The organism is Sorangium sp. So ce131, assembly GCF_051519095.1.
In the GTDB taxonomy this organism is placed as follows: Bacteria; Myxococcota_A; Polyangia; order Polyangiales; family Polyangiaceae; genus Sorangium.
Window position 1 is genome coordinate 4,747,952 of the sequence record NZ_CP150455.1, and the last position, 20,709, is coordinate 4,768,660.

Annotated in this window: 16 protein-coding genes; 10 read left to right on the forward strand and 6 right to left on the reverse strand. The window is 73.2% G+C overall.

Features of this window, described 5'->3' with window-relative positions:
- Nucleotides 1–156: 156 nt before the first annotated feature.
- From WMF43_RS17495 to WMF43_RS17510, 4 genes are all read left to right on the forward strand, one after another.
- Nucleotides 157–747 carry a hypothetical protein gene (locus WMF43_RS17495; RefSeq protein ID WP_437681525.1) on the forward strand — a complete coding sequence of 197 codons (591 nt, stop codon included), beginning with the start codon at nt 157–159 and terminating at the stop codon, nt 745–747.
- Entirely contained in the window at nt 744–2,015 is a 1,272-nt protein-coding gene (locus tag WMF43_RS17500) for a DUF1566 domain-containing protein (RefSeq protein WP_437681526.1), read from the forward strand. The genes WMF43_RS17495 and WMF43_RS17500 overlap by 4 nt, the downstream gene beginning before the upstream one ends.
- Before the next feature lie 74 nt (nt 2,016–2,089).
- Entirely contained in the window at nt 2,090–3,121 is a 1,032-nt protein-coding gene (locus WMF43_RS17505) for a DUF2169 family type VI secretion system accessory protein (protein WP_437681527.1), read from the forward strand.
- Entirely contained in the window at nt 3,118–4,173 is a 1,056-nt protein-coding gene (locus WMF43_RS17510) for a beta-ketoacyl synthase N-terminal-like domain-containing protein (protein WP_437681528.1), read from the forward strand. Before WMF43_RS17505 ends, WMF43_RS17510 begins: the two co-directional genes overlap by 4 nt.
- Before the next feature lie 102 nt (nt 4,174–4,275).
- Here the strand turns inward: WMF43_RS17510 and WMF43_RS17515 are convergent, their stop codons facing one another.
- Together WMF43_RS17515 and WMF43_RS17520 are read right to left on the reverse strand one after the other, a co-directional pair.
- Complete coding sequence (locus WMF43_RS17515; RefSeq protein ID WP_437681529.1) at nt 4,276–4,713, reverse strand: type II toxin-antitoxin system VapC family toxin; 438 nt, start codon at nt 4,711–4,713, stop codon at nt 4,276–4,278.
- Nucleotides 4,710–5,015 (reverse strand): type II toxin-antitoxin system Phd/YefM family antitoxin, encoded by a 306-nt coding sequence (locus WMF43_RS17520; protein WP_437681530.1) that lies wholly within the window; start codon nt 5,013–5,015, stop codon nt 4,710–4,712. Before WMF43_RS17520 ends, WMF43_RS17515 begins: the two co-directional genes overlap by 4 nt.
- 132 nt (nt 5,016–5,147) lie before the next feature.
- Between WMF43_RS17520 and WMF43_RS17525 the strand changes: the two genes are divergently transcribed.
- Genes WMF43_RS17525 through WMF43_RS17540 form a run of 4 tightly spaced genes read left to right on the forward strand, consistent with a single transcriptional unit; the run spans nt 5,148 to nt 13,072 of the window.
- On the forward strand, nt 5,148–7,376 hold the full coding sequence (locus WMF43_RS17525) for a type VI secretion system Vgr family protein (protein ID WP_437681531.1): 2,229 nt from the start codon (nt 5,148–5,150) through the stop codon (nt 7,374–7,376).
- A gap of 26 nt (nt 7,377–7,402) precedes the next feature.
- Nucleotides 7,403–9,673, forward strand: coding sequence for a type VI secretion system Vgr family protein (locus tag WMF43_RS17530; RefSeq protein ID WP_437681532.1), 2,271 nt, complete (start codon nt 7,403–7,405; stop codon nt 9,671–9,673).
- Nucleotides 9,674–9,689: 16 nt separating this feature from the next.
- Nucleotides 9,690–12,491 carry a type VI secretion system Vgr family protein gene (locus tag WMF43_RS17535; RefSeq protein ID WP_437681533.1) on the forward strand — a complete coding sequence of 934 codons (2,802 nt, stop codon included), beginning with the start codon at nt 9,690–9,692 and terminating at the stop codon, nt 12,489–12,491.
- On the forward strand, nt 12,491–13,072 hold the full coding sequence (locus WMF43_RS17540) for a hypothetical protein (protein ID WP_437681535.1): 582 nt from the start codon (nt 12,491–12,493) through the stop codon (nt 13,070–13,072). Before WMF43_RS17535 ends, WMF43_RS17540 begins: the two co-directional genes overlap by 1 nt.
- Nucleotides 13,073–13,124: 52 nt before the next feature.
- On the opposite strand, the gene WMF43_RS17545 is transcribed toward WMF43_RS17540, so the two are convergent.
- A complete protein-coding gene (locus WMF43_RS17545; RefSeq protein ID WP_437681537.1) occupies nt 13,125–14,447 on the reverse strand; it encodes a hypothetical protein in 1,323 nt (440 codons plus the stop codon).
- Nucleotides 14,448–14,495: 48 nt separating this feature from the next.
- Entirely contained in the window at nt 14,496–14,930 is a 435-nt protein-coding gene (locus WMF43_RS17550; RefSeq protein WP_437681539.1) for a hypothetical protein, read from the reverse strand.
- 64 nt (nt 14,931–14,994) lie between these two features.
- On the opposite strand from WMF43_RS17550, the gene WMF43_RS17555 reads away from it, so the two are divergent.
- On the forward strand, nt 14,995–17,106 hold the full coding sequence (locus WMF43_RS17555) for a hypothetical protein (RefSeq protein ID WP_437681540.1): 2,112 nt from the start codon (nt 14,995–14,997) through the stop codon (nt 17,104–17,106).
- Between the two features lie 193 nt (nt 17,107–17,299).
- A complete protein-coding gene (locus WMF43_RS17560) occupies nt 17,300–18,385 on the forward strand; it encodes a PEGA domain-containing protein (RefSeq protein WP_437681542.1) in 1,086 nt (361 codons plus the stop codon).
- 30 nt (nt 18,386–18,415) lie between these two features.
- Here the strand turns inward: WMF43_RS17560 and WMF43_RS17565 are convergent, their stop codons facing one another.
- Both WMF43_RS17565 and WMF43_RS17570 read right to left on the reverse strand, forming a co-directional pair.
- Nucleotides 18,416–19,618 (reverse strand): hypothetical protein, encoded by a 1,203-nt coding sequence (locus WMF43_RS17565; protein ID WP_437681544.1) that lies wholly within the window; start codon nt 19,616–19,618, stop codon nt 18,416–18,418.
- Nucleotides 19,619–19,935: 317 nt separating this feature from the next.
- Nucleotides 19,936–20,697 carry an OmpH family outer membrane protein gene (locus tag WMF43_RS17570; protein WP_437681546.1) on the reverse strand — a complete coding sequence of 254 codons (762 nt, stop codon included), beginning with the start codon at nt 20,695–20,697 and terminating at the stop codon, nt 19,936–19,938.
- Nucleotides 20,698–20,709 lie beyond the last annotated feature (12 nt).

Sequence of the window (20,709 nt, forward strand, 5' to 3'; positions counted from 1 at the left end):
CCGCGGCGCGGGGACTGCGCAATCTTCGGGCCACGCGAGCGGGTAGCAATCGTCTCAGTCGGGAGAGCTCGTACCGTAACCGCTCGCGGCTCGGAGAGGCTGTCCCCGTCTCCCGTCTTTCGTCTTTCGTCTTTCGTCTTTCTTCTGTCGTCTCGCGTGATCGTCTTCGTGATCGTGATCGTGATCGTGATCGATCGAATCGTCTCACGACGTGCATTGGTGGAGCTGGGAGCCGTGGAGCGAGAGACGGCACAATCGTGCACGATCACGATCACGATCACGGGAGACGAAGACGGCGGCCGAAAGACGGAAGACGACAGACGGAAGACGACAGACGACAGACGAAAGGCCTATGATGCCCGCCGGCCGTGCTCGATGACTGATAGGATTCCTCCTCTTGTCAGGTTGCTCGAGCATCTCGGAATCAATCATCCCCACATCGAAACGATAAGTTTTTCTCGTCTGGTTGAAAAATTGGCAGCCCACGAGAACGCGCGATCTTCGCCACGCGTGCGCCGCGTAGAATCGGACAGCGACGCGGTCCTGCGACAAGCGATCCTCTCCTACGACGTCGCACAGCGTAGATGCGCTCAAACGACACCGCTGGATGTTTTTTGCTTTGTACGCGATGAAATGAATCATCGTTCGGTGAACGCGTTGACGATCGCCGCGCGGCGTGTGATAGCTTGGTGTAACTTCAACATCCTTTCTTTCATCGTTGCTTTGAACAAACGGAGGTCCCTGTGAATCGAGGCAAGCCCTGGATCCCTCATGCGATCCTCGCGAGGGCCGCCGCCGCGGCGCGCGCCGAGCGGGGAATGGCTCTCGGCCTGCTCGCGCTCGCCGCTTGTTCCGCCGGGGACATCGGGCCGAGCGTGGACGCCGGCGACCTCGGCGACGCGCTCGCGGACGGCGGCGCGTCGGGGCCGGGCGGCGCCGGCGCGACCTCCGGCACGGGCGCCGGGGCAGGCGGCGTCGGCGCGACCTCCGGATCGGGCGCCGGCGCCGGCGGCTCGGGCAGCACCACCAGCGCCGGCGGCGACGGCGGATCGTCGGGCGAGGAGGGCGGCGGAGGCGCCGGAGCGCCGGACACCTGCGGCCGGGCCGCCGCCTGCGGGACGCACAAATGGGCGTGCTGGCCGATGCCCAATCCGGCGGGCAGCGGCCTGCCCAACCCCGCGAGCTACACCGACGCTGGCGACGGTGTGGTGCGCGACAACGTGACGTGCCTCGAATGGCAGAAGAGCCCTCCTTCCGAGTCGTTCACCTGGGAGCAGGCGATCCGCTACTGCGACGACCTCACGCTCGGCGGGTCCTCGGACTGGCGCCTCCCCACGCGCATCGAGATGACGTCGATCGTGGATTTCACCAGCAGCCCGGCCATCGATCGGTCCGCGTTCCCGGGGGCGCGGGGCGGCTTCCACAAGACATCGTCCGACTGGATCCTCACGATCCGGCAGGCCGGCGCCGGCGCCGGCCGCGATTACGCCTGGGCCTTCAACCTGAGCGACGGCATCGTCAGCAACGCTTACTCCAAGGCGACGGCGGCGAGCTTGCGCTGCGTGCGAGGCAACGGCGAGGGGGAGGCGCCGAGCAGCCCGGCCGTGGCGCCGCCCGACCAGGTTGCCGTCGTGTCGCCCGGAGAGGTGAAGGACAACTACACTGGGCTGATCTGGCAGCAGGGCTATTCACCGACCACGATGAGCTGGGACGACGCGGCGGGCTACTGCGCGGCGCTCGATCTCAACGGCCATACCTGGCGCCTGCCGAGCATCCGGGAGCTCGCGACCCTGGTCGACGAGGCGCAGGTGGCCCCGTCGATCAACCGCGCGATGTTCCCCGACACGCAGTACGGCGCCCGCAGCAACGACTGGTACTGGGCCTCCCACGCGGCCCTGAGGAACGCCCCGGCGGCGTGGGCGCTCAACTTCGACGACGGCTTCACCGGGTTCAACGCCGGCGCCAGCGGCAAATGGAACCACTTCACCGCAGCCTGGGTGAGGTGCGTGCGCTAGCGACGCGCGCTGCGCCGGGGGCGCGCGCGGCGCGGAGAGACAACCGCGCCGATCTTGTCGATAATGCCGCCGCGATGGACCAGCCCCCGCTCGACAACAGGACGGACTTCGTCGTGCATCCCCAGCTGCTGCTCGACCGAGACGGCGAGAAGCTGGTCACCATCGTCAAGGCGAGCTTCGAGCTCCAGGACGACGGCGCGCTCGAGCTCGCGCCGCCCGAGCGCACGCGCGGGATCCGCCTCGCCGATCTGCCGTGGGAGAAAGACAGACCCGAGAGCATCGCCTACCCGGCGGACGTCTGCCTGTTCAAGCCGGGCACCGACGTGCTCTTCGTGGCCAAGGCCTACGCGCCGAACCGCAAGGCGGTGCCGTCCTTCGACGTGCGCGTCGAGGTCGGCCCGCTCAAGAAGTCGCTCGTGGTGTTCGGCCGGCGGCTCTGGGTCGAGAAGGGCGACGGCCTCACCGCGCCGGGGCCGATCGAGGAGATCGACATGCGCTACGATCACGCGTGGGGAGGCACCGACGACGAGGACCCGGCGGCGCTCGTCGAGGAGCCGCGCAACCCCATCGGGATGGGCGTCGCGCGCAACCCGGCGTCGCTCACCCACCGGCCGGCGCCGAACATCGAGGATCCCGCGCACCCGCTGCGGACGGCGAAGATCCCGCCGCCGCCGGCCGGGATCGGGCCGATCGGGCGGCACTGGGAGCCGCGCCGCAGGTACGCCGGGACGTACGATCAGACCTGGAAGGAGCTCCGCGCGCCGCTCCTGCCCGAGGACTTCGACGATCGCCACAACCTCTGCGCCTCGCCCGGCCTCACCGCGGATCCGCCGCTCGCGGGCGGCGAGCCGGTCCGGACGCTGAACCTCACGCCGGAGGGGGCGCTCAGCTTCGAGCTGCCGAGGGTGAAGCTCGCGATCGAGTTCCACGTGAAGGGCCGCGAGCCGGCGGCGTTCGCGCCGCACCTCGACACGGTCCTCGTCGACCTCTACGCCGCCGGCCCGGAGAAGCCCGTGGCCGTCGAGATGGTCTGGCGCGCGCACGTGAAGGCGCCCCGGCGGATGAAGGACGCGCGCGTGATCGTGCGCGAGGAGGCGCAGGCGTGAGGCCCCTCGCCGCCGTCGTTGCCGCGGGGGCGATCACGCCCGTCGGCCTCTCCTCCATCGACACGGCCTTCTCGCACCGCGCCGCGGCCGCGGCGATGCGCGAGTCGCCGCTCGTGGACGCCGAGGGCGAGCCGATCACGATGTGCTTCCTCCCCACGCTCGACCCGCTCGTCACCGGCGCCGAGCGCGCCGGGCTGCTCGCGGCCCGCGCGCTCGACGAGGCGCTCGATCAGCTCGGCCCCGCCGCGCCCTCGATGCGGGTGCAGCTCGCGCTCTGCCTGGACGAGCAGCTCGGCCAGCGGGCGCCGGGGGGCGAGGCCTCGGCGCAGCGGCTCGCCGCCGACCTCGGCGCGCGGGTCCGGGCGCGCGCGCCGGAGGTCGCGGTGAAGGTCTCGACGCGCGGCGCCGCCGGGCCGGGGTTCCTGCTGCCGTCGCTGTGCGAGTCGCTCGCGCACGGCACCATCGACGCGGCGCTGCTCGGCGGCGTGCACACCGACTACGATCCGGCGCGCGTCGCGGCGCTCGACGCCGCCGGCCGGATCTTCCGGCCGGACAACCTCGACGCCTTCATCCCCGGCGAGTGCGCCGCCTTCGTGGTCCTGATGCGCCAGGACGTCGCGCGCCGCTGCCAGCTCGCCGAGCGCGCGCAGCTCGTCGGCCTCGCCACCGCGCACGAGCGGGCCCGCCCGGACAACGACGAGCCCGCGTTCCAGGCCGCGGGCCTCACCGCCGCGCTCCGCACTGCGCTCGCCCCGCTCGAAGGCCGGGGGCTTCGCGCCGGCTGGGTGCTGACGGATCTCACGTTCGAGACCTTCCGCCACTTCGAGCTCCAGGCCGCCGCCGCGCGCACGCAGCGCCTCTTCTGCGAGCCGCAGCAGGTGGAGAGCCCCGCCCAGCGCATGGGCCACCTCGGCGCCGCGGCCATGCCGCTGCACCTCGCCATCGCGTCGGAGGCGTTCCTGCGCGGCTTCGCGCCGCACCCGGTCGCGGTCTCCCTCGCCGGCAGCGACGGCGGCGAGCGCGCGGCGGTGGCGGTCATGGCGCCGGGCTGAGCCAGCCTGCGCCCGGCGCGCGACCCGGGACAACTCGAATCGGACGACGACGGATGTCCGTGGAGAGGCGCCCTCGTTCTCAGAGCGCGCCGGGCGCCGAGATCACGACGCCCTTCTCTTCCTGCTCGCCCAGCTCTCGATCGTGAGGCCCTGAAACCGCTGGAAGTCGCGCACGTTCGCCGTCACCAGGATCAGATCGTTGATCGCGGCGATGGCGGCGATTTGCCCGTCGACGAACGGCGCCGGCGTACCCTCTCCGTCGAGTCGAGCGCGCTCGTCCGCGTGCCACGCCGCCGCGACGGCGTCGTAGGGCAGGATCGGGAAAGCGGGGTAAACCACCTCCCTCAAGTATGCCTCCAGCGCCGAGCGCCGCTTGCCCGAGGGGAGCAACCGGCAGCCGTACCGGAGCTCATGCCACCCCGGAGCGGCGATCGCGCTCTCGTGCGCGTGGGCCTCGATCTTCGCGACCACCGCCTCATCGGGCGCCTTTTTCATCGGCTCCGCGATCGCCGACGTGTCGAGCAGGAAACGGAGCGTCACAGCTTGACCCTGCGGCCCGGCGAGCGATCGCGAACGGACGCGGCGAAATCGCGATCGAGGCCGACTTCGTCGAGGGGGAAACGCCTCAGAAAGGCGCGGTAGACGTCGCCGAAGCGGGGCCGGTCCGAGCGCAGCCGCTCGAACTCCTCCCTGGACAGGACGACGGCCACGGGGCGACCACGGCGGGTGATCTCCACGGCTTCACCGGCCTCCGCTTGCTCGATGATGGAGGGGAGCTGGGCCCGGGCCTCGGCGACGGAGTAACGATGCGCCATGCTCGATGTGTACATCTTGCTGTACATCCGTGCAACCGCGCGCGGCGGGTAGAAGCCTCGCGCGAAATTCGGTCGCCACGCGTTTTTTCCCGCGTCCACGCCGCGCCGCGGCCGTGCGCCGGGGCTTGGCGCCGCTCGCCGATCGCCTACCATGCCGCCATGCCCGCTACCTTCGCCACCTTCTCCCTCGTGGGCGACAAGCTCCCCGCGGACCTCTCCGTGGCCGAGTTCGAGGCCGTCGAGGGCATCTCCCTCCCGTACGTGGTGGAGGTGCGGTTCGCGACGAGCGATCCGGCCTTCCGGGTCGAGGAGTGCCTGCGCACGCGCCTCTGCCTGCGCGTCACCGACACGTCCGGCGAGGAGCGCCTCTTCGACGGCCTCGTCGACCGGGCGGGCTTCGCGGGGCTCGCGGGCGAGAGCCGCCACTTCGAGGTCCGGCTGCGCCCCGCGCTCGCCGCGCTCGAGCACCGCGAGGGGTGCCGCATCTTCCAGGAGAAGACCATCGTCGAGGCGGCGCAGACCGTCTTCGAGGAGGCGGGCTTCGGCGATAAGGTCGAGTGGCGGATCGCGAAGGACTACGAGCCGCGCGAGTTCATCGTCCAGTACCGCGAGTCGCACCTCAACTTCGTCTCACGCCTGCTCGAGGACAACGGCCTCTTCTATTACTTCCGGCACGACGAAGGCGGCCACACGATGATCATCACCGACGACCCCTCCGCCTTCGCGGTCGAGTCGGGGACGCCGGTCATCTTCCGCATGGCGCAGGGGGGCGTCCCCGGGAGCCACCCGCTCTCGAAATTCTCGCGCACGCGGGCGCTGCGCACGAACAGCGTCCACCTGCGGGACTACGATTTCGAGAAGCCCGAGGTGAAGCCCGAGTCCTCGCTGCCGCGCGACGAGGCCTGGGCGATGCCTTATTTCGAGTACCCCGGCGGCTTCACCAAGGGGAGCGCGGGCGCGCGCCGCGCCGAGGCGCGCCTGCGCGCGCTCGCGGCCGACGCCGACGTGTGCGAAGGCCAGAGCCGCGCCGCGCGGCTCCACGTGGGCGAGCCGTTCGCCGTCGAGGGCGCCTCGGAGCCGTGCCTGAACGGCCTGTTCGTGGTCACCCGGCTGGTCTCGCGCGGCAAGCAGACGCTCACCGGAGGAGAGCAGAACAACATCGACCTCGCGAACCGCTTCAGCGGCATCCCGAAGGGCGCGCCCTTCGCGGCCGAGCGCCGGGCGCAGAGGCCGCGCATCCGCGGGATCCAGACCGCGGTCGTCACCGGGTCGAGCACCCAGGAGCAGGCGATCCACGTCGATAAACACGGCCGGATCAAGGTCCGCTTCTTCTGGGACCGTCAGGGCCAACAGGACCACACCTCGAGCTGCTGGCTGCGCGTCTCCCAGGTCGCGATGGGCGGCTCGATGATCCTGCCCCGCGTCGGCTGGGAGGTCTCCGTCGCCTTCCTCGACGGCGATCCGGACCGGCCGGTCGCCCTCGGGCGCACCTACAACGCCGAGAAGACCCCGCCGCAGCCGCTGCCCGGCGCCAAGGCGTCCGGCACGCTGAAGAGCATGTCGTCGCCCGGCGCCGGCGGCCACAACGAGATCGGCATGTCCGACAGCTCGGGGAGCCAGGGCTTCGGCATCCACGCCCAGAAGGACCTCAACGTCACGGTCAAGCACGACAAGGTCGAGGAGGTCGCGGTCAACGAGGAGCAGCACATCAGCGTGAACGGCTCCCGATCCGTGAAGGTCAACGAGTCGATCTCCGTGGCCGGCAACCAGTCGCTCGACGTCGGCGCCGTGCTCTCGCACAAGATCTCCGGCAATCAGACGATATCGATCGGCGGGAACGACACGACCAACGCGATCAGCAACCATGTCGAGAAGATCACCGGGAACCGGTCCTACACGGTGAGCGGGAATCAAATCACGATCTCGAACGGCGTCGAGCAGTCGATCACCGGGGACATGAGCCGCAAGGTCGGCGCGCTGGAGCTCGCCGGGAGCCTCGGCTCGATCAACGACAACGTGCTCGGCGGGATGGCCGAGACGGTCGGCGCCGTGAAGGCGCAGGTCATCAACGGCAGCCACGGCGAGCAGATCACCGCGAACAAGGACCAGACGTCCGTCGCGGCCGAGCTCCACCTCACGAAGGGCTCCCTCTCCCACGTGGCGAGCGGCGTCACCAACATGGTGGGCGGCCTCCATTACCAGAAGCTGAACGGCGATCTCGTCGTCCAGGCGCCGATGATCACGCTCCTCGGCGCGGTCGGCTCCTTCAAGGGCGGCGGCAGCGAGCTCAAGCTCGGCGGCGGGCCCGTCGTGATCAAGGGGGCCAAGATCGCGGTCAAGGGCGCGATGGTGGTCAAGATGGGCGCCTCGATGAAGCTCGGATCGTGAAGCCCTCGGGCGAAGGCAGGTGAACCATGGCCGATCATCACATCATGGCGCTCTCCTCCGTCAGCGTGGAGGACAAGACGTTCCAGGTGCTGCGCTTCGAGCTCGTCGAGCAGCTCTCCGAGCTCACCCACCTCGAGTGCGAGGTCATCGACGACGCGGCGGCGCTGCCCAGGCCGAAGGAGATCCTCGGCAAGCGCGCGGTGTTCACGCTGTCGCGCAGCGATGACACGCAGACGCGCACGTTCGCGGGGACGGTCGTGCTCGCCGAGCTCCTGCCCGACAGCGACGACGTGCCCGCCCTGCGGATCCTCGTCGCGCCGGCGTTATGGAACCTGGAGCAGCGCGCCGATTGCAGGATTTTCCAGGAGATGAGCGCGGTCGATATCGTGAAGCAGGTCCTCGAGGGCGCGGGCGTGACCGCGCGCCGGCAGGATTGGCGCGTGACCGAGCCGCACCCGCCGCGGGTCTATACGGTCCAGTACCGCGAGACGGACCTCGATTTCGTCCACCGCCTCCTCGCCGAGGAGGGGATCTACTTCGCCATCCACACGAAGGACGACGAGGACGTGGCCGTCTTCAGCGACTCGCCGACCGGCCTCGAGGACATCGAGGGCGCGACGACGCTCCCGTTCTACCAGGACTTCGGCGTCGAGGGGTTCGCGGACCGCATCGTCCGCCTCTCCCGCGCGGTCTCGGTGAAGAGCGACAAGACGTTCGTCCGCGACTACGACCCGGAGAAGCCCTCGCTCGAGCTGGAGGCGTCGGCGGAGGGGGCCGATCCCGGGCCGCACGCGCTCGAGGTCTACGAGTACCCCGCGCGCGCGGCCGACGTGAGCGCGGCGGAGCGGCTCGCCAAGGTCCTGCTCGACGCCGCGCAGGCCGAGCGCGACGTCGTGCGCGGCGAGACGGGCTCGCTCGCGCTGCTCCCGGGCCGGCGCTTCTCGGTGGAGGGCCACCCCTACGACCCGCTCAACCAGGAGTACCTCGTGATCCGCGCGCGCATCGCCGGCAGCCGGCCGCGGTCGTTCGAGATCGCGGGGGGCAACGTGGACGACGGCGCGCGCGACCTCCGCACCTCCTGCACGTTCTGGGGCGTGCCCACCGGGAGCACGCGCTACCGGCCGCCCCGGCGCGCGCGCGAGCGGATCATCCCCGGAACGCAGACGGCGATGACCACCGGCCCCTCGGGGCAGGAGATCCACACGGACGCCGCCGGCCAGGTGAAGGTCTCGTTCCACTGGGATCGCTCCGGCAAGAAGGACGACACGTCGAGCCGCTGGATCCGCACGAGCCAGGTGCCGACCGGCGGCTCGATGCTGCTGCCGCGCGTCGGCTGGGAGGTCACGGTGCGCCACCTGGAGGGGGACGCGGACCGGCCGTTCGTGATGGGCCGCGTGTACAACGCGCTCACGCCGCCCCCCTACGCGCTCCCGAAGGAGGCCGCGAAGAGCTCCCTCCAGACCGCGACGACGCCGGGCGGCGGCAGCTCGAACGAGCTCCGCATGTCGGACACGAAGGGCGGCGAGGAGATGTTCATCAACGCCTCGAAGGACATGAGCACCGAGGTGAAGAACAACGCGACCGAGTCGATCGGCAACGACCACAAGAAGAAGATCGGCGCCGACCAGTCGACGAACGTCACGAACAGCATGACGACCAGCGTCGGCTCGAACCAGACGATCTCCGTGTCCGGCAACCAGTCGATGAAGGTGGAGACCTTCCACGTGGACGACATCGGCGGCGATCACGCGCTCTCCATCGGCGGGAATCGCGACATGAAGGTCGGCGGCGACCACAAGCGCGACGTCGCGGGGAGCAGCAAGCTCGACGTGTCCGGCAACCAGATCGACCTCGTCGTCGGCTCGGTGACCGATCAGACCCTGGCCGCCTACAACCACAACGTCGGCGCGGCGCTGATCGAGCTCGCGCTCGGCCACCGCTCGGTGACGGTCCAGGGCGACCGGAGCGAGACGGCCGCGGGCGCGAAGGTGATCGCGGTCAAGGCCGGCCGCGGCGTCCAGGTCGGCGGATCGATGAACGTGAAGGTCGGCGGCGCGATCGTCAACGTCGCGAACGGCGATCGCGTGGAGAGCTCGCTCGGGGCCTACACCGAGCTCGCCGGGGGCGCGCAGCTCGTGAAGGCGAACAACGTCGTCTTCCAGGCCGACGGCGCGCTCACGCTGGTGATGGGCGCGTCGATCCTGTCGCTGACGCCCGCGAGCGTCGCGATCCTCGGCGTGAGCGCGAAGCTCGACGGCGACGTCTCCGACGCCGCCGCGCTGGTGATCGACAACTGAGGAGCAGGAGGCGAACGTGGCACGCGAGACCGTAGCTCAGTTCACGATCGCGGACGTCCCCGCCGCCCGGGTGCTCCGCTTCGAGTGCGCCCACGAGGCCGGCAGGCCCCTCGCGCTCGACGTCGAGGTGATCCTCTACGCCTACGAGGAGCCCGACGCGATGATCGGCAAGGGCGCGAGGCTCTCGTTCGGCGCGCCCGGCGAGGCGCCGCGCATCGTCGCGGGCATCGTGGAGTCCGTGACCGTGATCGGCTCCACCGAGATGGGCCTGCAGGCGCCGGGCGCGCGTTACGCCCTGCGCGTCGTCTCCTGCCTCGCGCTGCTCGCGCGCAGCGTCGACTCGCGCATCTTCCAGGACATGACCGCGCAGGAGATCGTCACCCAGGTCCTCGCGGATCACGGCGTCGATCGGATCGCGTGGCGGCTCAGCGGCGGCTGCCCGAAGCGCGAGTACTGCGTGCAGTACCAGGAGAGCGCGCTCGCCTTCCTCTCGCGGCTCCTGGAGCACGAGGGCATCTACAGCTTCGTCGAGGTGGACGACGAGGGGGAGCTCCTCGTCTTCGACGACGACAGCACGGTCGCCGCGCCGATCCCTGGCGACCCCGCGCTGCCGCTGCGGCGGCGCACCGGGCTGAGCGCGGCCGACGAGCGCGACGCGATCTACGCGATCCGCGAGCAGGAGCGGGTGCGGTCCGGCAAGTTCGTCCTCCGCGACTACGATTTCAAGCGGCCGCAGCTCGACCTCACGGCGACGGCGGAGGCCGGCGAGCGCGCGGAGCTCGAGCGCTACGACTACCCGGGCGGCTACGTCGAGCCGAGCGAGGGCGAGCGGCTCGCGCAGATCCGGCTGGAGGAGGAGCAGGTCGAGCGGCGCACGGTCGCGATCGACGCGGTCTGCCCGCGCCTCGCGGTCGGCCACAAGATGGCGATCACGGACGCCGGCGAGCTCGACGGCGAGTACTTCCTCTTCGCGGTGACGCACACGTTCGTTCACAACGGCGAGGACGACGAGGGCCAGGGCTCGGCGCCGCGCTCGCGGACGCGGGCGCGCCTCGTGCCCGCCTCGGTGAAGTACCGGCCGCGGCGGGTCACGCCGATCCCGGTCATCGAGGGGCCGCAGACCGCGCGGGTGGTGGCGCCGGCGGGCGCGCAGCCCGAGGCGATCCACACCGACGAGCATGGCCGGTGCAAGGTCAAGTTCCACTGGGACCGGAGCGACGTGAACGACGACAAGGCGTCGTGCTGGATCCGGGTCGCGCAGCTCCAGACCTCGGGCTCGATGATGCTCCCGCGCGTCGGCTGGGAGGTGATCGTCGAGTTCCTCGAGGGGAACCCCGATCGCCCGCTCGTCACCGGCCGCCTCTACAACGGCGTCTTCATGCCGCCCTACGCGCTGCCGGAGGGCAAGACCCGCACGGCGATCCGGACCGCGAGCACGCCGGGCGGCGGCGGCGCGAACGAGATCCGCTTCGAGGACAAGGCGGGCGCCGAGGAGATCATGGTGCACGCCCAGTACGACATGAAGACGGCGGCGGCGAACAACGCGAAGAAGACCATCGGCAACAACGAGACCTCGGTGGTCGGCAACAACGCCTCGCTCGAGGTCGGCGGCAACCAGACGACGAAGATCACGAAGGGGTCGTCGAACACGGTGGGCGCGGACCAGTCGATCAAGGTCGGCGGCAACCGCAACGTCGAGGTGAACGCGGTCTCCGCGCTGACGGCGAAGGGCAACGCGACGACCACGGTCGGCGGCAACCAGTTTGAAATGGACGGCAACCCGCTCGAGGCGATGCTCGCGCTGGCCGCGCAGACGGCGGTGCAGTTCGCGAGCGTGATGGCCAACAACGCGATCTCGGCGATCCAGGGGCAGGTCGACGGCGCGATCAACCAGGTGATGGGGCCGATCAACGCGCTGAACCAGCAGGTGCAGGGCGTCTCGGGCGCGATGCGCGCGGTCGCCGCCGGCAACATGAGCGGCATGCCCGCGATGATCGCGGGCGCGTCCGGGATCCCCGGCGCGAGCCAGCTCGCGGCGTCGATGGGCGGTGGCGGCGGCGGTAGCGCGTCCCGCGCGGGGCTGCCGGGGCGCGGCGGCGGCGCTGGCGACGGCGGCGGCGCGCCGGGCGGGTCCGGTCCCCCCAACATGCTCGCGTCGATCGCCGCGAACGTGGCGCACAGCAGCCTGGCCGGCCGCGTCTTCGTCGAGCCGCAGGCGCTCGCCGGCGCGCTCGGCCTGGACTCGGGCGGCGGCGGGGGCGAGTCGATGGCGAACGCCTCCGGGCCCGAGGGCAACGTGGACGGCGTCGACGCGACCGATCGCGAGAAGGGCCCCGGGCACTCGACCGCGAAGGTCGCCGGCACGCACGCCGAGACCGTCGGCGCGATGAAGGTCGTCGGCGCGGTCCAGGACATCGACAACAACGTGACCGGCAAGAAGACCCTCGACGTGGGCGCCGCGACCGTGCAGGTCGCGTTCGGCAGCTACGCCGAGAGCGTCACCGGGTCGAAGACCGAGAAGGCGACGGGCCTCATCGTGCTAAGCAACGCGGGCGAGAGCGAGACGATCACCGGCTCGCGCACCGCGATGGTGGGCGGCGCGGTCGTCGACAAGCTCAAGGGCTCGCACGTGGTGCAGGCCGTGGGGCCCGCGACCTTCATCGGCGCGTTCCACAAGGTGGAGGCGAAGGGCGCGATCGTGTTCAAGTGCGGCGCCAGCGAGGTGGTGATCGACGGCGGCGGCGTCACCATCACCTCGCCGATGGTCGCGTTCCTGGCGCCGAAGATCCAGCTGCCGAAGAAGGTCTCGGAGGTGTGATGGCGACCCCTTTCGACGGCAGCTCGCGGGAGGCCGGCGCCCCGCTCGCGCTCGAGGAGCCCGAGGTCGAGGCCCCGGCGGCGGGGGCGTCCGAGCCGCCGCGCGTGACGCTCGACGACGTGCTCGCCGAGCCGGCCGCGCCGGGGGCGGCGCCGCTCCCGGCGCGGCCGGCGCAGCCGCTCGGCGTCGCGGTGCGGACCGCGCGCGTCGCCTCGATCGCCGGGCGGCGGGCGACGATCCTCGTCCGGGGCGCGGCGGGGCCGGTCGCGGCCGAGATCGCGCCCGAGGTCGACCCCGGGGTGATCGCCGACGCCCACGCCCGCGGCGACGCCGTGCTCGTCGAGCTCTGCGAGGGCGAGCCGCCGCTCGTCGTCGCGGCGCTCACGACGCAGCGGCCGAAGGCGCTCCACCTCAAGGCGGCGACGATCACCCTGGAGGGCGAGCAGGAGCTGCTCCTCCGCTCCGGCCGCGGCGCGGTGCGCATCCGCGAGGACGGCGACATCGAGGTGGTCGGGAGCCGCATCAGCGCCGCGTCGCGGGGGTTGTTCCGGATCGTGGGGAGGCTCCTGCGGCTGAACTGACGCGCGTCGCGGGGCGCCGGGCGCGGGGCAGGGGAGGCGGGGGCGCGTGGGCTCAGCGCTGCGCGTGCTCGTCGAGCAGCGCCTTCCACCGCGCCCTGAGCGCCGGGTCGCGCTGGAAGCGCTCGCGCCACACGAGGTGGAGCGTGGTCCAGCTCATCGGATTGAGCCCGTACTGCTGCTGGATCATGTGGACTTGATCCGGGTCCTCGCGCGCCCTGGCGCAGATGTACACGTACTGCGCGAGCGTGATCCGCTGCACGCTGTCCATGACCTCGGCCTCCGCGTCAACGTGCGCTGGCGCGGCGGGCTGGGAGTCCGACGTATCGGCCGGCGGCCCGCCGGCAGCGCCGGACGGCTGGAAAGGCAGGGCCCAGCTACCGGTCGGCTGCTGGGGTGGCAGCGCCATGGTCTTGCCCCTGGCGCGCGGCGACACTTCGGGCGGACGGGCGGGGCGCGCGAAGGGCAGGGCCGGGTCGGCGGCCGATGGCGGCGTCGGCCGCGCAAAGGGCAGGGCCGGGTCGGCGGGCGGCGGTGGGGCCGAGCGCGCGAAGGGCAGGGCCGGGTCGGCGGGCGGCGAAGGTGTCGGCCGCGCAAAGGGCAGGGCCGGGTTGGGGGGCGGCGGCGGGGCCGAGCGTGCAAAGGGCAGGGCCGGGTCGGCGGGCGGCGAAGGCGTGGGCCTCGCAAAAGGCAGGGCGGAATCGGCAGACGAAGGCGTGGGCCTCGCAAAAGGCAGGGCGGAATCGGCAGACGAAGGCGTGGGCCTCGCAAAGGGCAGGACCGAGTCCGCGGCCGGTGGAGGCGTCGGCTGCGTGAACGGCAGCACCTTGCGCGCCGCCAAGGGGCTGACCGCGCACGAGGCCGTGATGTCCTGGTCCTGGCTCGCCGCCTCCGGCGTCGCGGCGCGCTCGACCGCAGGCGTCCTCGCCGCGTCCTGCCCCGAGGACAGCCCCCTCGCCCACGGCGATCCCGCCGCCGCCTCGCCGCGCGCCTCTGCCGCCGCCTCGCCGCGCGGCTCTGCAGCAGGCGGCGGCGTCGCCCTGCCCCGGCCCGCCTCCTGGAGCGGCGAGACGTGCGCCGCGGGCGCCACCGGCATCGCCCCCTCCAGCTTCCTGCGCAGCGCCTGCACCTTCGCCTGCGCCCGGCGCTTCTGCTCGGCGACGAGCTCCAGGTAGCGCTGGCTCGATCGCAGCTGCCCCCGCGCCGCCTGCGCCGCGAGCCGCGACATCCAGCGCTCCTGCGCCGCCTCCCACGCCTCGGACGAGAGCCCCGCCCCGGCGAGCACCTCGTCCCGAGGCATGCCCGCGTCGAGGGCGCCCGCGATGGCCGCGAGCTCCTCGAGCGTGATCGACCGGCTGGTCCCCTCGCGCTCCACCATGCTTCCCCGAGCATACACCGGCGACCCTGGCGGCCTCGCGCCGCCTCGTCACCTCATCGCCCGCTGGAACCTCGAGAGCAGCTCCTCGTCCTCGAGCATCGCCGCGGTCCAGCGCTGCTGCGCGCTCAGGTAGTCCTCCAGGGTCATGTCCAGCCTGCTCAGCACCGTGGCCATGTCGGTGCCCCGCCGCATCGCGCGCGCCGCCTCGAGGAAGCGCTCGAACGACAGCTCGCTCCGCGCGCGCGCGCGCTGGGCCCTGGCGAACGCCTCCGCGAAGGCGACCACGAGCGGCGGCACCCCCGCCTCCTCGTCGTCCCCTTCGTCCGCCTCCGAGAGGCGCGCCTGCCACGCGTCGTCGAGCGCCTCCCAGCCGTCCTCGTCGAGCCCGTGCGCGGCGAGCAGCGCCGCGCGGTCGGCGCTCGGGTCCGCGAGCTGAGCGGCCAGCGTCGCGAACGCCTCCACGTCGCGGGCAGGGTCCTTCATCGCCCGGCCAGGCTACCTCAGCGCGCGGCTTGGGGCCCCCTCGGCGCAGGTGTATCCATGGCGCGTGTCCTTCTCGTACCTGCCCTTCGTCGCGCCCGGCGCCGCAGAGGGATACCCCTCCGCCACCGCCGGCACCCACCTGCCCGCGCAAGAGCAGCTGGAGAGCGGCCACGCCGCGCTCCGCCGCGCGGCGCTCTCGCTCGAGCACGACGTCGAGCCCACGATCGACCTGACCGGACCCGCGCGCGCCATCGAGCGAGCCTTCGTCGCGCTCTACGACGCCTTCGATGGCCGCGCCGACCGCCTCGCCTCGGCGCGCGCCGCCATGGCGGAAATTGACAGCGCCGCTGCCCCGATCGGCGAGGCCGCGGCGCTCGACGCGGGCTTCGCGCCCGTGGCCGCGCTGCTCCAGCACGCGCGCGGCTGCCTCGAGCGCGCCGAGGCGCGGCTCGCCGCCGCGCCGGCGGCGGCGCAGGGCGGCGCGCAGCCGCGGCCGACGCTGCTCGCGAGCCTCGACCGGCCGCGGCTGCACGCCGTCCCGCGGCGCTCGCTCTCGCCCGCGCTCAAGGTCCCGGAGCCGCCCCCGGCCGAGCTCTGCGCGAAGCCGCCGCCGCCGATCGCGCCCCCGACGACGTTCGAGGAGCTCAAGGCCGCGGTCGCGGCGCTGAAGAAGCAGGCGCCCGCGCCCGGCGCGCTCCCCGGCGAGGGCGATCCGAGGCCGCTCCCGGCGCGCGGCGGCGGGGCGGGCCCCGCGCGCGAGCCGCCGCCGGGCTTCGCGAAGCAGATCGGCGCCGCGATCGACGACCTCGCCTTCCTCCGCGGCCGCGCCCGCGAGTGCCTCGAGGACGTGGCGCTCTCGGGCATGCAGCGGGCGCCGCTGCTCGGCGACCCGTTCCGCGGCGCGCTGGTCCTCGAGCGGCGCATGCTCGCGGCCATCGACGTGATCGCGGCGATCGGCGAGCCGGCGATCGAGCACGTCCCGCGGCTCGTGGCGGACGCGCCCGTGAAGGACCCGAGCCTCGCCTTCGCGAGCGCGATGGTGCTCGGCTGCGTCGCGGGCCGCGACGCGCTCGCCGCGGCCGAGCTCGCGCTGCTCCGGAGCGATCGCGACCGCGCGTTCATCGAGCAGGTCGGCGCGGCGTGGAAGCTCGCCCCGCACGACCTCCTGCCGCTCGCGCTCCGCGGCCTGCTCCGCGATCCGGCGCCGCTGATCCGCGCCATGGCGATCGACGTCCTCGCCTACCGCGGCCTCGCGACCGAGGACGAGCTCGTCGCGGCGGCCCTGGACGAGGCCCCGGTCGCGGCGCGCGCGCTCCACCACCTCGGCTGGGCCCCGAGCGCGCGCCTCCCCGAGCTGATCCAGCGGGCGCTCGCGTCGCCCGACGCCGAGCTCCGCGAGGCCGCCTGGACGGCCATGGCGCTCTCGGACCACCCGCACGCCTCGCTCGCGCTGCGCGCCGCGCTCGACGACCCCGAGGGCGGCGACGCGGCGGCGCTGCTCCTCGGCGTCGCCGGCGACGAGGGCGACGCGCGCCACCTCGCCGCGCGCGCCCTCGAGGCGCCGCGCCGCGGCCTGATCTTCGCGGTGGGCTTCGCCGGCGCGGCCTCGTCCGTGCCGCTGCTCATCGACCTGCTCGAGCGCGGCGGCGACGAGGCGGCGCAGCGCGCGGCGGCCTACGCGCTCGAGCGGATCACCGGCGCGGGGCTGTGGGAGGAGGTCGCCGTGAAGGACGAGGAGATCTTCGTCGCCGACCCGCCCGAGCCCGACGTGGGCGAGCCGCGCGAGCTCAAGCTCGCGCAGCTCGTCAGCGACGCGCGCGACCTGCCCGCGGAGCCGGCGCCGGAGGTGGTGGAGCAGCCCACGGTGGACGCCGCGCGCTGGCGGGCCTTCTGGCGGGAGCGCTGCCAGGGCTGGGATCTCGGCGGCCGCTACCGCCGCGGGCTCCCCTACACGCCCGAGGTCGTGCTCGACGAGCTCGACGCGGGGCCGGTCACCCCGGCCGAGCGCCGGCACCTCCAGCGCGAGCTCATCGTCCGCACCGGGCACGTCGTCCGCTTCGATCCGCACGACCTCGTGGTGGTGCAGGAGGAGGCGATCCGGGCGTGGCGGCCGATCGCGGCGCGCGCCTCGGGCGCGCCCGGCCGCTGGACGCGGCCCCGCCGCCGCGCGGCGTGACGGGCGGCCCTGCCGCCGCGCGTGCCGCCGCGCGGGGTGACGGGCGGCCCTGCCCGCCGCGCCCTGCCCGCCGCGCGGGGTGACGGGTGGCCCCGCACGGCCCCGCCGCGCCCCGCCCACCTGACGCCTTGCGCCGCCGCGGTCGATGAAGCATGGCCAAGGCCTGGGCGGCGCGCCCACAGGAGAAAAATCCATGCACGTCGGCGGACTTCGGAGGAGCAGCAAGCACGTCGCCGGGGCCGCCGCGCTGCTCGCGGCGCTGGCCGCGGCGCCTCGATCGAGCGCCCAGACGAGGGAGGAGCTCGACCAGGCGCGGGCGCTCTTCCAGGAGGCGGTCGCGCTCAGCGCCGCGAACAACTGCGCCGCGGCGCTCGCCAAGTTCCAGGCGGTCGCGCGGGTGCGGCGCACGCCGCAGGTGCTGTTCAACATCGCCGAGTGCGAGGAGCGGCTCGGGAAGCTCGTCTCGGCGCTCGGCAACTACCGCCTCGCCGCGGCCGCGGCCGAGGGCGACCCGAAGGCGAAGGACGTCACCGCGAACGTCGGCGCGCGCATCGAGTCCCTCGAGCAGCGCACCCCGAAGCTCGCGATCCGCCGCGGCGAGGGGGCGCTCACGGCGACGATCCTGCTCGACGGCTTCGAGCTCGGCGCCCAGGAGATGAGCGCCGACATCCCGGTCGACCCCGGGACGCACGTGATCACCGCGCGGGTCGGCGATCGCGAGGCCGCGCGGGAGACCGTCACGGTCGCGGAGCGGGACACGAAGACCGTGGAGGTCGCGATCGACGAGCCGCCGCCCGCGGGCACGCCGCCGCCCGCGGACGCGCCGCCGCCCGCCGCGCCCGTGGAGGCCCCCGCGCCGGCCGCGCGGCCGTCGAAGGTGCCGGGGTTCGTGGTGCTCGGGGCCGGGATCGCGAGCGGCGCCGTGGGCGGCGTCTTCCTCGTCCTCCGCGGCGGCACGCTGCGCGAGCTCGACACGCTCTGCGGCGGCGACACGCGCTGCCCTCCCTCCGCCAAGCCCACCGCCGATCGGGGCCGGCTCTACACGGGCGTCGCCGAGGCCGCGATCGGGCTCGGCGTCGTCGGCGTGGCGACGGGCATCGTCCTGCTCGCGACGAGCGGCGGCGGCCCCTCGGACGCGCCGAAAGCGGCCGCGCGGGACGCCCGCGGCGAGGGCGCCGCGCCCCGGCGGAGCGCCGGCGGGTCCGGGCCCCGCGCCGACCTCCTGTTGCAGGCGCCCGGCGCCGACGTCGCGGGCCTCAGCGTCACCGGCAGGTTCTGAGGCCGAGCTCCCCCGGCGCGGGCCGGCCCGTCACCCGCGGCAGCAGAACGTCCTCGGGTGGATGCCCCGCACCTCGCCGCTCGCCGTGCCGCCCCGCGGCGCGCACGTGGCGCCGGTGGGCATGCCGGGCGCCGTCGCCCTGCGGCCGACGATCGAGGGGTTGTTCGCGAGGTCCGTGCAGCTGCCCGCGGCCAGCTCGAGCAGCCGCGTCATGCAGGTGTCCACCTGCCGGTCGGAGTAGAGGGCGACGGTCGTCGGGCAGGTCCCGCCCGAGGGCGCTCCGCACGTGCAGTCGTCGCTGCAGCTGCGGTTGTCCTCGACGTCGGTGAAGAAGACGTGCTTGTCCGTGTAGGCGCCGGGCGGGCACATGTTGTCGCCGTCCTTCGCGATGCAGAGGCCGCTCTCGAACGGCGCGACGGGCCTGGGCGCGCAGACCTGGCCGCCGTTGCAGCCCTGGCCGAGCGGCTCGGCCGCGGCGCACGCCCGGCCGAGCCCGGTCCAGCGGGGGGGCGACTTCTCGACCTGCACGGGGTTCGCGGCGCACTCGCCGCCGGACGCGGCGAGCGGGTCCACGCGGACCGAGACCGCGCAAGGATCGCCGGTGGTCTCCGAGCACATCGTGTCGCTGCGCGACCCGCAGGTCTGCCTGCCGCCAAAGACGCCGTCGGGACCCTTGCACTGACCGGCTGCCCAGCCGGGCGTCTCGAGCGGGAAGGAGCAGTAAAATTCCTCGCCGCAGGGCGCATCGCTGACGTGGATCACGATGTCCTCCAGCGGCGCGCAGGTCTGTCCCTCCGCCGGGCCGCACGAGCAGGTGCAGCTCGCCGGCGGCGCGACGGGGTTGCGGTTCCCGACGAACGGCTCCCCCGCGGCGAAGTCGGCGGGGCAACCCGGGTCCTTGGAGGGCTCCCCGTCGAAGAGCGCGAAGAAGCCGCTCCAGCCCTCCGGCACGGCCGTCGTGCACACGAAATCGCCGCACGCCGGATCGGCGCAGTCGACGAGGTCATCGCCGTTGTCGTCGACCCCGTTCGAGCAGTCCTCAGGGCCGGCCCCGGCGGAGCTGCTGCTGCTGCTGCTGGCGGCCGTCCCGCCGCCGGCGCCCGCTGGCGCCTCCGGCTCATCGAACGTGTAGTCGGGGTACAGGCACGCCGCGGGCGCAGCGAGGATGCCTGCGGCGCCGAGCCCGATCCAGACCGCGAGGCGCGCTCCCCGGCCGACAACAAAAGAGCTCAACGAACCACCTCCGTACCAGCCTGCCCGGCGCGCGGATCTCTCGAGGCGAACCCGAAGAGCAACTCGCGCGCTGTACTCTACGTCTCCCCAGTGTGGGATGGCAATGCAGGGGGCCTCCACCGAGCCGGGGGTTCGCCGACCGCGGCGAGGCGGACACGGCAGCGCGCAATGCCGCCGTCCGCGCGGCGTCGCTGCGTGCGAGCCCCCGCGGCCGCGCGGGCCGGGGAGCAGGAGATGCCGAGTTAATCGCGCTGAGGGGAGGGGACCGTGCGCCCGGGCCGCCTCGACGGTTCCCGGGCGGGGTGACGGGGAGTCGACTACTTCTTGGCCGGGGGCGCCGCCGGGGCGGCCGGCCTCGCCGGCGCCGCGGGCGCGCCCTTCGCGGGCGGCGCGCCCTTCGGGGGCGGCGCGCCCTTCGGGGCCGCGTCGCCGGCCTGCCCGCCGTTGTACATCTGGATCGCGCGGTCGGTGAGCTCGAGATCGGCGCGGTAATACGGCGCGGCCGCCTTGTCGAGGATGAGGTCGTACCCCTCCTGCGCGGCGAGGCGGCGGAGCAGGCCGAGCACCTTCTGGAGGATCGGCGTCGTCAGCTCGCTCTCCTTGCGCTGCATCTCGCGCTGGTAATCGACCATCGTCGACTGCAGCTCGGCGGCCTGGCGCTGCCAGGTCTCGTACCGGCGCTGGAGCGCGTCCTTCGGCGTCTTGCCCGCCTGCGCCTCCTTGTCGAGCTTGTCGCGCTCCTCGGCGAGCGCGCGCTGCTTCGTGTCGAGCTCCACCTGGCGGCTGTCGAACAGCTTCTTGAGCGTCGCCTGGACGCGGAGCCCTTCCTCGGTCTCCAGCATCGCCCGCCGCACGTCGACGATCGCGATCTTCGACTGCGCCGCCGCGGGCGCGGACGACAGCAGCGCCGCCGTGCCCAGGGCCCCCGCCGCGAGCAGCGGGAGGAGGCGGGCCGCGATCCGCCGGCGCGCCGTCGGCCGGGTCGAACGACGGACCTCGAGGCCTGCATCGGCGGAGCGCGCGGGATCGGGGGACGTGGAGCGGATCGCGGAGGACCGCTCAAGCAGGTGGTTTCGCATCGGGCATGGCCT